Below are 15,558 nucleotides of genomic sequence, written 5' to 3' on the forward strand. Positions count from 1 at the left end.
CTTTTTCATCTGTCTTTATTATAAAGACAAGATAAAATGGAAAAAGAAATACCACATAAAGACTATTGGGATAGCTTGATCATTGATGATCTGACGGGCTCTATATCTGACAGTAACAAGCAAGAGTTGGAAGCATGGATCCGGTTTTCTCCCGAGAACAAAGCTTACTCCGATTCAGCCAGACAAATATGGAACTCTTTACTTATAATTGAAAAGAAAAAGACATACGATCAGGGAAAAGCGTTCCGGCTATTTAAAAAACGCACCAAAACAAATTATATAATCAAACAAAGAATAGGAATAAAGCGGCTCATCAGCTATGCAGCCATATTGATTCCATTCCTGTTTCTTAGTTATTTTTCTTATCAATACTTCATTATACCCAAGGGGTCTTCGTCCATAATCACAGAAGTAATCACACCCAAAGGTTCAAAGACACAATTAACACTGGAAGATGGCAGTAAAATATGGATGAATTCCGGATCATCCATTCAATATGCTACGAAATTCAGCCAGGAAGAAAGACGCCTGAAACTTTTAGGGGAAGCCTATCTGGAAGTAGCCCGAGACAAAAAACGTCCTTTCATTGTGGAAGTTGGAAAGATAAATGTACGGGTATTAGGGACCCGGTTTAATATCAAAGCCTATAAAGAAGATAACGAAATCAGGGTTGCTTTGCTGGAAGGTTCCGTTGAAATGGGATTACCCGGAAAATCTCCCACAAAGCTGCATCCAACAGAGACAGGGCTCTATAATCCATTGTCAAACCAGACAGAAGTCTTAAAGCACAGCACAGACAATGCTATCAGCTGGATTAAAAACCATCTAATTTTCAATGGAGAGAACTTCGAACAGATAGCTCAAACACTTGAACGTAATTTCAATGTAGAGATCAACATTCACAACGAAGCAATTAAAAAGAATTGCTATTTCGGAGATTTTGTGAACGACGAGACAATCGAGCAGATTTTTGATATCATGGCATCTAACAACAAATTCACATACACAATCAAAGGAAACATTATCAATGTATATTAAATATCTAATGTCTAACATTTTAATAATGAACCACATGAAGAAACCTCCAGATTAAAAAAAGAATGAATCGGAAAATGTTGGCGCATTCTCCGATTCGGTAAAAAGTAAACAATCTCAGACTTTGATTATTAACTTTAAACATTATTGCAAATGTATAAAAAAACATGCTGCATGGAATTGTTTAATTCAATTTTATGCAATAAAAAGGCCTCTAAAATTATGCGAATATCTGCACTACTATTATTTATAGGAGTAATTTCCATATCGGCAAAATCTTTTTCACAAGAAACTAAAGTTTCTATTAAAGTGAAAAACAAAACGGTTAATGAAGTATTCACTCAAATAAAAGAACAGACATCCTACTCTTTCTGGTTTGATGCCAATGATGTAGACATCAATCGGAAAGTTTCGATTAATGTAAAAGAAGAAACTGTCAAAAATGTTTTACAGTCCATACTACAAGGACAAGGACTTGACTTTACGGTAAAAGGCAATCATATTATTATTGCCAGGAAACAAGATATGACTTCTATAAGTACAGTCCAACAAAACAGAAAAATATCTGGTATTGTAAAAGATCCCACAGGCGAACCTATTATTGGGGCAAACGTTATTGTAAAAGGAGCTCAGATTGGAAACATGACAGATATGGACGGCCGTTTCACGCTGGAAGTCCCCGAACAGTCCATCCTTCAAGTGTCGTACATCGGATTCCTGACACAAGAGATTAAAGTAGGAAACGAATCGAATTTCACAATCACCCTCATCGAAGACACACAATCACTGGAAGAAGTGGTAGTCGTCGGTTATGGAGTACAAAAAAAGAAACTGACAACAGGAGCAACCGTACAGGTTAAAGGAGATGATCTACAAAAACTAAGTACCGTATCTCCATTATCGGCCATGCAGAGTCAATCACCGGGTGTGACTATCGTACAGAATTCCGGTAAACCAGGTAGTGACTATAAAGTCAACATTCGTGGTATAGGCACAGTCGGTAATTCTGATCCGCTCTACATCATTGACGGTTTTGTTGGAGGAGATATGAACCTGATTAACCCCTCCGATATTGAATCAATCGATGTTTTGAAAGATGCAGCCTCTGCAGCCATCTATGGTTCACGGGCAGCCAATGGTGTTATTCTCGTAACGACTAAACGGGGAAAAGCAGGAAAAGCTAATATTACATATGACGGCTACGTCGGTTTCCAGAATATCAGTAAAAAACTAGATATGTTGGATGCCCAACAATATGTGAACCTGCAAAACGAAGCCTATACCAACACTGGTGTACCTACTCCGGATTTCGGTTCTTTAGTTCCAACCTGGAACGACGTTCAGAACGGCTGGACCGGAACAAACTGGTTGAATGAAACTGAAAACAAGAATGCCCTGATTCAGAACCATTCGCTCAATGTCGTAGGAGGTACCGAACAATCTATTTACTCGATCGGAATTTCAGACACCGAACAAGAAGGCATTATCGGTCAACCGGTCACCCCAAAATACACCCGTTATTCCTTACGTATCAATACCGAACATACAATCATCAAGAATAAATCACATGATGTCCTGAAATTCGGTGAAACGTTACTGTACACACATAAAAAGGAAACCGGAGATTTCGGTATCGGGGACATGTACAACAACTCTTTGCGTACCATTCTTGCTGCCAGCCCATTGATGCCGATTATGAATGCAAAAGGAGAATATCATGAGGCATTAAACTATGATATGACAACTGCGAATCCGATCGGTGCCTATTATTATAATAATGCCCAAACCGTAAAAAAGACAAACTCCTTGATCGGTAGCGTGTATGCAGAAATCCAACCGATCAAGGATCTTATCTTTAAAACGAACTTCGGATTCTCTTACAACACTCTTTCAAGCAGAGGTTATTATCCCGCTTATTATCTGTCAAATACCCTTTTGCGTGAAGAGGCGTCCGTCTCACAGCAACAACACCAGAAAATGGGATTCCAATGGGAAAACACATTGTCATACAAATTTAAGATCAAAGAAAACAATAACATCAGTGTACTGGTGGGACAATCCATTGAAAAATCCGGTTTAGGCGAATCCATCACAGGAAGTAATAAAGGGACAAGCTTTGAAGGATTGGATTATGCCTATTTAGGCAATATCCAGACAATCGATGCGAGTGCGACCAAGTTAGGTGGTCTTCCATTCCAGGAAACGGCCATTTCTTCATTCTTCGGACGTATCAACTACGACTTTAAAGAGACCTATATGCTGTCTTTGTCCATGAGGGCGGACGGTTCTTCTAACTTTGCGCGTGGTAACCGTTGGGGATACTTTCCTTCTGTTTCTGCAGGCTGGGTTATGAGTAATGAAAAATTTATGCACCCGACAGAAAACTGGCTAAGCTTCCTGAAAATCCGTGCCAGCTGGGGACAAAACGGAAATCAGAATATCGACCCATTCCAGTATCTGGCCATTTACTCGTTTACGAATGCTTATTATTACTTCAGTAAAGATAAAAGCACGTGGACTGTAGGTGGTTATCCCAGTATTTTGCCCAATAACAACATTACCTGGGAAACATCCGAACAGATTGATTTAGGGTTTGATTCCCGTTTCTTTGACAACCGTTTAGGCTTCTCTTTCGACTGGTATCAGAAAAAGACAAAAGACTGGTTAGTACAGGCACCTATTTTAGCATCTTTCGGGACAGGTGCCCCGTTTATAAATGGAGGTGACGTTAGAAACCAAGGTGTCGAACTATCTCTTAACTGGAACGATAACGTAGGAGATTTCAGATACGGAGCGACTTTCAACGTTGGGGTAAACAAAAACGAAGTGACTCGCATCGCAAATAACGAAGGATATATTGACGGTACGGCCGGTTCATTTACGATCAACAACGTCTCTATCTATCGTGCACAAGAAGGTAATCCGATCGGATTCTTCTATGGATACAAAACAGATGGAGTTTTCCAAAGCCAGGAACAGATAGAGAACTACCAAGGTGCTAAGTTAGAAGGCGTAAAGCCCGGTGATCTGATCTTCTTGGACACTAACAACGACGGAAAGATAGATGCAGCAGACCGTACCATGATCGGAGATCCCAATCCGAATGCAACACTCGGCTTTTCTTTGAACTTCGCCTATAAAGGTTTCGACCTGTCAATCGTAACCAACGGCGTATTGGGTAATCAGATTGCAACCAGCTACAAAGATGTCAGCAACTATAAACAAAACTGGGCAGCGGAAATCTACCAGAATCGCTGGCATGGAGCCGGAACGTCCAATCGATATCCGCGTATTGATGCAGCTGCAACAACTAACTGGACGAACTTCTCCGATATCTACATTGAGAACGGAGACTATTTGCGCATACAGAATATAACGCTGGGCTATGATTTCAAAAAGTTATTCCCTAAAATGCCATTAAGCCAAGCACGCCTATACATGACGGTACAGAACCTCTACACCTTTACCGGCTATTACGGAATGGATCCGGAAATCGGTTACGGTATGGACAACTGGGCAAGAGGCATTGATGTCGGAATATATCCGGCCCCGAGAACATTCTTATTTGGTGCTAACATTAAATTCTAACAGAAATGAAAAAGATATATAACTTCATCCATTGTGCCACACTGGCATTGCTGTCTGTCACATTCACCCAGTGCGATAATTTTCTTGACACGATAGACAGAACTGAAAAAAATGATCAGAATTTTCCCCTAAACGAAAAGGATACCCAACAGGCTCTGGCCGGATGTTATCAGGTTCTGGCAGCAAATCACAGATATGCCTTCCAGCCTCCTTGCGAGTTCTCTGATGAAATGTTTGCAAACGGTTCAGGAACATCTCCCGAAGCTGTTTACGGGGAAAATTTAAACGATTATACAACAGAAATGTTCTCCAACCGTTGGGCGACCTTATACAAAGGAGTCTACCGCTGTAACAGTCTACTGGAAGCTATCGACGGAATTACATTCGAAACAGAAACTGCTAAAAAGAAAGTATTAGGTGAAACCTACTTTGTCCGCGCCATGTGCTATTTCGATCTGACACGCATGTATGGTGATGTCCCCTTGTATCAAACCTCTGAAGTATCGAATATACCTCGTAATCCAGCAACGGAAGTATTTGCCTTAATCGCATCCGATATGAAAAAAGCGATCGAATTATTACCTTCCACTCCTTTTGAGAATATGCTCAAATCAGAAATGGGGCACGCCAGTAAATGGGCTGCCGAGTCGATGATGGCACGTATCTTCCTGTTCTATACGGGATATTACAAATCAGAGACTCTCCCTCTAATCGAAGGAGGCAGTCTGTCCAAAGAAGATGTCATCGGCTACCTAAATAACTGTATCCAAAGCAGCGGGCATGGCTTAATTGATGATTTCCGTGAATTATGGCCCTATACAAACGAATATACCGGTGAAGATTACGCCTACAACAAAGGCAAAAGTCTGAAATGGATAGGAGAGAAAGGGGATAATAAAGAGACAATCTTTGCCATTCAGTTCGGTATCAACGGGAACTGGGGACTAAGCTATCACAATGACGTATGCATGGGATTCGGTTTTGCCGACTTGTCTGATTATGCCACAACTTTCCCTTATGGAAAAGGTTGGGGAGGCGGTTACGTCAATCCACGTATTGTTGAACAATGGGTACAGAACGAACCAAATGATACAATCAGACGTAGCGGTACAGTGTTTAATATATACGATCCGGCAGAAGGCATTGTTAATCCTGATCAGGTATTCGTATCCAACATGATGCTAATTACCGGGTGGTGGCAAAAGAAATACATGCCGGTTCATGCCTGGAAAGATAAGGAAAGTAATTCATATTGTCTGTATTCCGTATTCGTTGACGGTGCACGCGACCATTACGTGTTCGGGAATACACAAGACTTGGTACTGATGCGATTTGCAGATGTATTATTAATGCATTCTGAGCTGACCAAAACACCGGAGGGCATGAATATCGTCAGAAAAAGAGCAGGACTGGAACCATTGGCTCAATACTCTTTTGAAGCATTACAACGCGAACGTATTTACGAATTATTTGGAGAAGCAACCCGTTATTATGATTTGCTCAGATGGTACGGTAAAGAAGCAGGAACAGTTATTGATCAGAATCAAAATGGAGTCAAAGTCTGCAACAACGGTGCCTGGACAACCGTTAAATTCAATCTGACAGAACGCATACGGGCAACCGGAGGATTCCTTCAAATCAGCCAGAAGGAAATTGATCTATCCGGAGGTGTGTTAAAGCAAACACCTGGGTGGCAATAAAGTGTAATCATTTTTCTATTAACAAATATCAAAAGTATATGATTTTTACTTTTCATACACTTTATCTTTGTTTAGAGAAAAACAACACACCATGAGATCACTTATAATTAACTATCTCTCAATCCTTTTATGTGCACAGGCTTTTTTTGCCTGTGCACCCAATGTACAAAAGACTTCCGAACGCACGTTCAGGATCATTCATAACAATGATGGCTCCGACCTTTTAGGGAACCGTTGGTTCAAACAGCGTCCACTGACACTGGCCGACCTGGATTCGTGCGTGGATATGGTCGCAAACTCGCAAGTCACGACTTACATGATGTGCTCCGGAAGCGACTTCTTCTATGTACGTTCCAAATATGGGCATGTAATGGGGGACGACCTGAACGGTACACTGGATTGCGGCTGTGATACCGCCCAATATAATTCGTTCCGCAAGTATTACCGCAATCACCTGAATCTGGAAAAAGAGGGGACCGATCTCGTTGCCCACACACTTACGCGGGCAAAAGAGAAGGGGATGGAAGCCTTTATCACTTACCGGATGAATGACCTGCACTTCAATGACACAACCACTCATTGTCCGATCTGGTACACCGACTTCTGGATCGAGCATCCCGAATACTGGCTGAACGACACGACACAAGGCTATAACAGCGGAGGTGCCCTGGACTTCGCCATCAAGGAGGTACGCGACCGTAAGCTGGCGATTATCACCGAACAACTCGAAAGGTATGACATGATAGACGGTTACGACCTGGACTTCATGCGTTTTATAGTCTATTTCAAATCGGGTACGGGACCGCAGAACGCACCGCTTATGACCCAGTTGGTAAAAGATATCCGCAAAAAGGTAGACGAAGTATCGGCCAAACGGGGGAAAAATATCCTGCTGTCGGCGCGTGTAGCCCCGACAGTCGAACAAAATATGATGAAGGGTCTGGATATACGCGAATGGCTCCGCTTAGGGCTACTGGACTTTATCAGTACGGGTGTCCATTGGCGGGGAGACCCGGCAATGCCTGTAGCTAAGTTCCGGGAAGAGTTGGGAGATGACCTTAACATACCGTTCTACAGCTCCATCGATGACGGAGGTTACCGTCCGAGAGAGTTCTGGTCACATGGCATGCACCGGGGAATGTGCTCGCATATACTCTCGCAGGGGGCAGACGGCATTTATTTGTTCAATTACTATTTCGGCGAGTACTATTCCGATTATGACGGAAAACTGCACTTGGAAGACGGGGGACAAGTCTGCCGTGTCAGAATACCCGAATTGCTCCAGGAATTAGGTTCTCTGGAAACATTGAAAGGCCGGAACAAAGTATATGCTTTATCGGACGGTGTTGTCCAGTATAATATAAAGCCAGACTCTCCCCTCCCGCTCAAAATAAACAAGGAAGAGCAGAAAGAAGCGAATATCTATATCGGCGATGCCGTAGAGGAAGGCTATCCGGAGGAAGCAATCCTGTTTATCCGCATCAGCCGCCCGGCAACCTGCCGGCTGACAATCAACGGACAGACAATCGAAAAAGAAATGCCGTCTTATACCCACCTCTACGACAAAGAACGTGGCTTGGAGGGGGACGAGAAGGAGTATGCTTTCATTCTGCCTGCAAATGTCCTCAAACAGGGTTATAACAGCATCGGTTTCCAATCTGAAGACAAAGATGCATTTACAGTTAAACGGGTAGAAGTCGCGCTAAAGTACGGGGATGTTGAGACACACGGATACTTCTGATTGAGGAGTTTCCGCATGTTCCGCACATTCCGCACTATACACTCCTGCCACCATTCAAACTACTATATAACAATACATTAAAGCATATTTCCCCATTTACGCCATGCGGTAATTGGGAGGTATGCTAAAATAAAAAATTTAAAGATAGGAAAGCTCATAAAATATTTCCTATCTTTGTTCTTGATATAACTAAATTCATTGGCTATGAGAAAAAGACAGAATGTAAATTTTCATCTGCTACCGATTAAGGAAGAGAGTATAAGCATCCCGAAAGAGGTTGCAAGGTATTTATTGGATATATCCAAGTTGATTATCGGGGGTGCTGTTATCACGGCGGCATTGGATATTTTCCCTGATAAGGAAATTTGATATATATATCTGGAATTGTAGCAATGCTAATAGCTATTGCTGCTTTTATAACATTATTAATAACGAATAAAAAAGAAATACAATGAGTGCAGGACTTATATTCTACTGTGTTTTAGGTGGATTAGCATTAGTCTACTTAATTTTTATTCTGACCCCGGCCGGAAAACGTTGGATAAGATCTTGGGATAAATAAACGTAAGTTTTTCAAATAAAAAGCGTACGTCTTTTCCCCGAAAGACGTACGCTTTTTATCATAACTTTCCGCATAACCCAACAAGGCACTTTTCAATATAACAAACTATAGTTCAGCATATTTCATGTACAAAATAGTGTATAGTGCGGAACGTGCGGAATATGCGGAAAGGATCCTTATTTCTTTATATTCGTCGATTTGTAAGCATGGATCTTTTCTTTCTTCCCGGCAGACGGTTCCGTGACCTTGATCTTTGTAAATGTGCCATTGTTCACATCATCCAACACGATAGCCGGACGATAGTCTTTCTTTAAGGCAGTCAACTTCACATTCTTGAACGTGACACCATCCGCATGGCGTACATAGAATCCCCAGGCAGGTAACTCTTTATGCTGGGAAAATTCAGGATAAGCCTTCGGCATTTCAGGCACTTTGTCCAACTCGTCCAGACCAACCTCGCATACAAAGGATTACCACCGCCCGGATATACGATCTCTACATTCTCGATCGAGACATTGGTAATCTTATTATCCTTCAGACCGACAATCCCGGAGGGAGAGATATTACGGGGATTATCTTCCGTCGGTCCTTCATACTCATATCCTGCATCCGGCTTTGTGGCAGGGACCTCCGCATAGACATTCGAGATATGTACGTTATCCATCCGGCTACGACGGCCCTCACGGCGCTCCCCTACAACCAGGTAAATAGGATTACCCGTATTGATGGAACGCAGGCTATCCACTATCACATTTTCAACCAGCCCACCATCGACCGCCTGGATCGTTATAGCCGAACGGAACGTATCAAACACCGTATTATTGATAATCTTTATATTCTTAAAACCGCCTGTAGAAGCTGTCCCGAACTTGATACCGCTCGCACTGGAGCAAGCCGTATTGTTGCGTACCTCGATATTCTGGCAGATTGCGTCAGCGCTATGTGACTTCAAACAAATCGCGTCGTCGGTAGCATCCACATAACAGTTCTGGATCAAAGCGCCGTTACAATCGACGATATCCATACCGTCATTGTTCCAGTAAGCGCGGCTATGTACGGTAATACCATCGATCAACAGGTTCTCGCACTGGTCGTAGGTCTGCGTCCAGAAAGCCGGATTCATCAGCGTAATCCCTTTTACCTCCACATTCTTGCACTCGCGGAAGTAAACTAATTTCGGACGGTTGGCTACACGTCCCAACTGTAATTTGTCATTAATGACACCGGAATAGACCTGGTTGACGTAATTATTAGCAAGCTCACGTCCTCGTCCGTCGATCACCCCTTTGCCGGTAATCCCGATATTATCCTGTTTATTCGCCAGAATCAGACCATACCAGGCATTCAACTCCATATCATAATCGTACGGATTGGTGGAACCTACCAACACTGCCCCTTCTCCCAAATGAATGGTCACATTCGACTTCAGGTGGATACTCCCGGTCAGATAACGTCCGACACTAAACACCAATCGTCCGCCTCCATTCTCGGAAATAAAATCAATTGCTTTCTGTATGGAACGGGTATTCATGGTAGTTCCATCCGATTTAATCCCGAACATGGTCATCTGATAATCCTTTGCCCAAACCGGAACCACAGCCCCGATCAAAAAGCACATCATCACGATCTTCTTCAATATCTTCATATCTTCGTTATTTTTCAACTTTTAATTTTCAACTTTCAACTCTATACATAGTGACCGGTCCGACCAATCCCGCCGGCTGGATAACATCCTGCCTCCGGGTCCATGCCTGAGCAATCTTATTATCCGTCAGTGTCTTCATGTAATTACCCATAACGGTTACCACATGTATTTCAATTGTATTTTCCCCCTGTTTTAATTGGGTGGCTATCGGATGAATACGGCGACCATACCATTTGACGCCACAATTCTGCCCGTTTACGAATACTTCCGACACGCCATGCACCAATCCGAGATTTAGCGTCATGCCGGCTGGCGAGGAAACATTGATTTTCTTCTTATAAACAGCCGTTCCGCAGAAGTTCACATAGTCCGTTTCCTTCAAATCCTTCAGTTTGTCGAAATGTGCATTCTGCACCGTATTCTCACGGCTGTGGCGGAACTCGACATCCCAGTCGGACGAGAAGTCTTTCAAGTCTGTACCGGAGACAGGTAGCGGTTTATAGTCATTTCCTCTTTTTTGCTTATCGAATACGATCAGGAGAGAATCGGCAGGACCGAAATCAAACTGGTAACTATTGTTCGCATCCAACGGCAGACGATAACGCTCGCCCGTTTCCAGATCCCATACCCATCCCTGGCGACCTTTCGCGATCTCGTTGCTGAAAGTGATGCGCGTCTGGTGGGAATCGTAGCGATGAGCATAACTAAAGAAGAATATTTCTTCCTTATTATCACCCTGATAACGGTTTTGCATCAGATAAAGATCTGGCTTTTCGATTGTCAGATAAGGTGCCAGGCCATACTCTTTCTGCACACCCTGATACCAGCCGACAAAGTCTTTCTCCGGTTTATGGAGCAGCACGAAACGGCCGTCCATCTGTTTCATCTTTTCGACATATTCCTGTACTTCCCTGTCGTGCTTGTCATGGTCCCGCAGTCCGACTGACTTATGCGGATAGGCTTCGATACAGAAGATACGGCCACCACATGCCACAAAGTCGTATAGTTTGCGGGCTGTTGCAGATTCCATGCTTTCTACTTCGATCAGGAACAGCGTCTTATATTTACGAGGCCCATAACACAGATATCCGTCTTTCATCTCGGCATCCCGGATAATCGATTCGGACAGGTAATCGCAGCCACTGCCGTTCTTGCTGATCGCTTCCCATACCAACGTCTTATACTTCACATTAGTCGTAGCGGGGAACGGTTCATTCTGCATACCCAACGTGCTCCACATATCGGCTGTCGGATTCAGGATAGCAATATCCGCATACATGGTTCCATGCTGCAGGGCGGAAGCCAAACGTCCTTTATAAGCCGTATAATATTTGAAGTAGGGCCACCAGTTATTATTCTCATTGTAATAAGCCCCGTAACGTATCCATCCGGGGAACGGCGCCTCTTTCGGAGAATAGTTGAAGCCGTGGAAGATAGAATGCGTCACACCGGAGATAGCGGTCTGGTCACCGCCGATCTTCAGCAGTTCCAGTGTCATATTGAAGACCGTATAGGTATTCGTCATCTCTTCGCAACTTACCAGACGTTTGCCCCGCAGATGGGCGGCAGAGGAGACATATTTATTGACCATCGTATAGGCACGGCCCCGACGGTAATCTTCTTCCGACATTTCTTCACCCAGACGGTGGCGCAGCCAGGTCATGGTCCACGATTCACATTCGGGAATATCATAATCTAAGCTACTTTCAAGCGGGAAGAAACCACGCCCGTAAGCTTGTGCACGCGATTTCACGTTCAGGCTCTTGCACCAGTCCAGATAGGTCTGCGTAAAGCGTTCACGCAGCAGTTCGGCTTTCGTGTATTCAAAGTCATACCGCACGCGCTGGATCGTATCGTCGAGTTCAGGAGTAAACTCGACTTTCGGTTCATAGGTCAGTACATTCCCCATACTACCCATCTTAAAGAGGATGAAAGGCAGGTAAGGCTGCACGTCATACCCCCGGCGTTTCTTGAATTCCTCCGCCATGTCGTACGACCAGTTCGAGCCTTCCAGCTCCATACTGTCGGTGAAAAGGCTGCGGATATTACCGGACAACGGGCCTAAGCGGTTCTGTATCTTGTCAGACATATTATTCAAGTATTTCTGCACGGCCGGCTTATTGAAGTGGTTCAACACAGGACCAGTCGCACCGGGAGCTCCATTGATTACCTCGAGGAAACCACGTATCTTGACAAGGGCAAACAGAACATACTTGCCATCGGGCACTTTAAACTTAAACGTTCCGTCCACCTCATTCTTCATCAGATCGATCGCCTGGTCAAGGCTGCCGAAAGGTTCAGGGACCAATTGCAGGGAAACCAGCTCCATTTTCTTACCCAAGAAAGGGGAACTGATAGCCGGATCGGCCGCACAGAACAGACCATCGCGGGAAACCTCATAGTCGATCGGCCCGCTGAGCTTCTCGGAATAGTTCACCACCACATCCGCCCGCTCGTCTCCTGTCAGAAACTCCGCCCCGAAAGGCCATCCTGAGCCGACAATCAGGTCGCAAGTCATATCAAGAGATTTTGCCTCATCGAAAGTCACCTGCAACATGTCGATCCATTCGTCGCTCAACCAGTGCAGGGATTTCTTTCCCAGGTCGTCCGTATCATTTCCCGGAAACTTAACAGGGTTTATTTCCACTCCGCCTATACCGGCATCCTTCAATAAGTGCAGCTCACGCTTCAACTCGTCGGCCTCAACCTTATCGCCGTTCCACCACCAACGGACAAACGGGCGATAGATGGATTGCGGATTACGGAACAACTTATATAATTCGCCGGAACGCAATGTTGCGCCCGTCGCTTCATCAGTCCCACTGACAGCACCCCAGAGTGGCATACGGCTACCTACCGCACATCCGGCTGTCCACAAAACACTTTGCTTGATAAAAGATCTCCTTTGCATATTTTTCCTCCCTTTTATTTATCGGTCGAGACAGCTTTGCCGTCCGGTGTAAGACAATTAGTAAATGTTAGATTTCGGGATGTACCGGCTGTTTGCAACGGCTCCACCACCATATTAAAATAGCAATCAGTCATCTTCATGCCGTCGCAGCCGGAGATAGAGACCGCATTACTCTCCGAAGTCTGTGCGTTTACAACCACCTTGTCGATTGTCACATTCCGGCAATCTTTATAAATCCCGGCCGTATTGCAAGCATCCTGAAGCGTGATCTGTTCAACCTTCACATCCTCGCAACCGTCCAGACAGATAAGGGCCGGGGCATAATCGGATACATCCCCTTTGATATGTCCTTTCTGCAACTGTTCTTCTATACTGGCTCTGAGCGCTTTGTTACGACCTTCGATAATACCTTTCCCTCCGATCCCGATATTCTTCTGCTTATCGGCATAGATCAGAGCATTACAACCGTTAGTCCCTTTAAAATCATATACGAAAGGAACAGCGACCAACGCCGCGCCCTCTTCGAGGCGTATCGTCACATTCGATTTCAACTCGATCGAACCGGTCAGGTAACGACCAACGTAAAAGACCAGCCGGCCACCTCCCTGCTCACTGATATAATCGACGGCCCGTTGAATGGAACGAGTGTTAAGCGTCACTCCGTCCGACTTGATGCCGAACATAGAGACTTGATAATCTTTCGCCGAAAGGCTCGCCACAAAAACCAGCAAACCGATCACACTTGCAAATAATTTATTTCTATTCATCTTGTTATCCTGTTCTTTTATTTTAATCCTGTCTGTTTCACTTCTGATTTATAGGGGAATATCTGCTGCTTCCCCTCACTTTCCGGCTCTATGAACCTGACATCTTTAAACGTCACCCCCTGCGCATCGTCGGTAACAATTGCCGGACGGTAATCCTTCTTCAAAGCCTTGAATGTCACATTATCGAAAGTGATGCCTTCCGCATGGCGGATATAAAAACCCCAGGCAGGCAGTTCCTTGAACTGCGAAAACTCCGGATAGGATGTAACCATTTCGGGAATGCTATCCAACTCGGCCGGGGTCAGTCCACGATACGCGTAGTAGGGATTGCCGCCGCCAGGAGAAACGATCTCTATATTCTGGAGCGTCACGTTCTGAATCTTATAGTCCGGCAGCCCGACGATACTGGCCGGAGAAATATTACGGGGAAGGTCTTCGATCGGACCTTCATAGTTATAACCTGCATCCGGCTTATCCATCGGGATTTCGGCATAGACGTTCTTTATTGTAATATTTTTCATGATCGGTCTCTTCCCTGCACTCCAACGGTCACCGATGCGGAGATAAATCACATTGCCGGTATGAATGGAACGTACGCCGTCCACTTCGATATTCTCGATCAGAGCCCCATCGACTGCCGCAAATGTAATGGCCGAACGATAGGTATCGTATATTTTGATATCCTTCACTTTAAAATTGCGGAATCCGCCCCGGGACACTGTTCCGAACTTCAGACCGCTGGCGCTCGAACGGCCGACGCAGTTCTCCACCACCACGTTCTGGCACATGCTGTTCGCATCGTGCGATTTGAAACAAAGTGCATCATCCGCCGCATCGATAAAGGAGTTTTTCAGCACGACACCGTCACAGTCGACTATATCGATCCCGTCGTTATTCCAATAGGATTTACTGTCGACATGAATCCCGTCGACATAGAGGTTCTTGCACTGGTCGTACGTCTGGTTCCAGCTTGCCGGGTCCCTTAGCGTTATATCTTTGATTGTCACATTCTCGCACTCGCGGAAGTAGATGTTCTGCGGACGGTTTGTCTCATTCGGTCGACTCAATTTCAACGGGTCTTCATAGATGCCCCGTTGGATATAGTCCACCATATTATTGGCAGTCTGAAAACCGCGTCCGTTAATCGTCCCCTTTCCCGTGATACCGATATTCTGCTGTTTGACTGCAAAGATCATAGACATCCAGCGAATATACGAATCTTTTTCATAATCCCAGGGATTGGTCGACCCTAACAACGTAGCCCCTTCTTCAAGATGAAGCGTCACATTCGATTTCAGGTAGATCGTGCCGGTCAGGTAGTTGCCTGTGGTAAAAACCAAACGGCCTCCCCCCTGTTCGTTCACAAAGTCGATCCCTTTCTGGATGGAGTTCGTATTCAGTGTCCTACCATCCGCTTTTACACCAAAGTCTGTCGCATAATAATCCTTGGCCGACAGGTGCATACCACACAACAGGCCAACACACAAAAAGAAAAATTTATATCTGTTCATCATAATACGGTATTTACAAAAATAAGATTAATCCATGTTCCCATGTGTCTTTCATGTTGGACAAAAATATTGATGTTCACATATACTTTACCTATGCT

8 protein-coding genes and 1 pseudogene are annotated in these 15,558 nt (G+C 44.5%); 5 read left to right on the forward strand and 4 right to left on the reverse strand.

Annotation, left to right across the window (positions count from 1 at the left end; genetic code table 11):
* Nucleotides 1–36: 36 nt before the first annotated feature.
* The 5 genes from DW083_RS14410 (at nucleotide 37) to DW083_RS22295 (ending at nucleotide 8,433) form a co-directional block, all read left to right on the forward strand.
* Nucleotides 37–1,038, forward strand: coding sequence for a FecR family protein (locus DW083_RS14410; protein WP_122332840.1), 1,002 nt, complete (start codon nucleotides 37–39; stop codon nucleotides 1,036–1,038).
* A gap of 306 nt (nucleotides 1,039–1,344) precedes the next feature.
* Nucleotides 1,345–4,623 carry a TonB-dependent receptor gene (locus tag DW083_RS14415; protein WP_233552226.1) on the forward strand — a complete coding sequence of 1,093 codons (3,279 nt, stop codon included), beginning with the start codon at nucleotides 1,345–1,347 and terminating at the stop codon, nucleotides 4,621–4,623.
* A gap of 5 nt (nucleotides 4,624–4,628) precedes the next feature.
* Nucleotides 4,629–6,323 (forward strand): RagB/SusD family nutrient uptake outer membrane protein, encoded by a 1,695-nt coding sequence (locus DW083_RS14420; RefSeq protein ID WP_122332842.1) that lies wholly within the window; start codon nucleotides 4,629–4,631, stop codon nucleotides 6,321–6,323.
* Nucleotides 6,324–6,414: 91 nt separating this feature from the next.
* Nucleotides 6,415–8,064, forward strand: a complete 1,650-nt coding sequence (locus tag DW083_RS14425; protein ID WP_122332843.1) for a hypothetical protein — start codon at nucleotides 6,415–6,417, stop codon at nucleotides 8,062–8,064.
* Nucleotides 8,065–8,268: 204 nt separating this feature from the next.
* Nucleotides 8,269–8,433, forward strand: coding sequence for a hypothetical protein (locus DW083_RS22295; protein WP_199659182.1), 165 nt, complete (start codon nucleotides 8,269–8,271; stop codon nucleotides 8,431–8,433).
* A gap of 369 nt (nucleotides 8,434–8,802) precedes the next feature.
* On the opposite strand, the pseudogene DW083_RS14430 reads toward DW083_RS22295, so the two are convergent.
* From DW083_RS14430 to DW083_RS14445, 4 genes and pseudogenes are all read right to left on the reverse strand, one after another.
* Nucleotides 8,803–10,271: pseudogene (locus tag DW083_RS14430) on the reverse strand (glycoside hydrolase family 28 protein).
* A gap of 28 nt (nucleotides 10,272–10,299) precedes the next feature.
* The gene (locus DW083_RS14435) at nucleotides 10,300–13,182 is read right to left on the reverse strand and encodes a glycosyl hydrolase (RefSeq protein ID WP_122332844.1); all 2,883 of its coding nucleotides are present in this window, start codon (nucleotides 13,180–13,182) and stop codon (nucleotides 10,300–10,302) included.
* A gap of 14 nt (nucleotides 13,183–13,196) precedes the next feature.
* Nucleotides 13,197–13,949 carry a glycosyl hydrolase family 28 protein gene (locus DW083_RS14440; protein WP_122332845.1) on the reverse strand — a complete coding sequence of 251 codons (753 nt, stop codon included), beginning with the start codon at nucleotides 13,947–13,949 and terminating at the stop codon, nucleotides 13,197–13,199.
* Nucleotides 13,950–13,966: 17 nt separating this feature from the next.
* Nucleotides 13,967–15,460: a glycoside hydrolase family 28 protein gene (locus tag DW083_RS14445; protein ID WP_122332869.1), complete on the reverse strand. Its 1,494-nt coding sequence runs from the start codon at nucleotides 15,458–15,460 to the stop codon at nucleotides 13,967–13,969.
* Between the last annotated feature and the right edge of the window lie 98 nt (nucleotides 15,461–15,558).

This window comes from Parabacteroides sp. AF48-14 (assembly GCF_003477465.1).
Classification (GTDB): Bacteria; Bacteroidota; Bacteroidia; order Bacteroidales; family Tannerellaceae; genus Parabacteroides; species Parabacteroides acidifaciens.

Coding starts and splice junctions, on each gene's coding strand:
- DW083_RS14420 (WP_122332842.1), top strand. CDS start 4,629: ATGAAAAAGATATATAACTTCATCCATTGTGCCACACTGGCATTGCTG.
- DW083_RS22295 (WP_199659182.1), top strand. CDS start 8,269: ATGAGAAAAAGACAGAATGTAAATTTTCATCTGCTACCGATTAAGGAA.
- DW083_RS14445 (WP_122332869.1), bottom strand. CDS start 15,460: ATGAACAGATATAAATTTTTCTTTTTGTGTGTTGGCCTGTTGTGTGGT.
- DW083_RS14410 (WP_122332840.1), top strand. CDS start 37: ATGGAAAAAGAAATACCACATAAAGACTATTGGGATAGCTTGATCATT.
- DW083_RS14425 (WP_122332843.1), top strand. CDS start 6,415: ATGAGATCACTTATAATTAACTATCTCTCAATCCTTTTATGTGCACAG.
- DW083_RS14440 (WP_122332845.1), bottom strand. CDS start 13,949: ATGAATAGAAATAAATTATTTGCAAGTGTGATCGGTTTGCTGGTTTTT.
- DW083_RS14435 (WP_122332844.1), bottom strand. CDS start 13,182: ATGCAAAGGAGATCTTTTATCAAGCAAAGTGTTTTGTGGACAGCCGGA.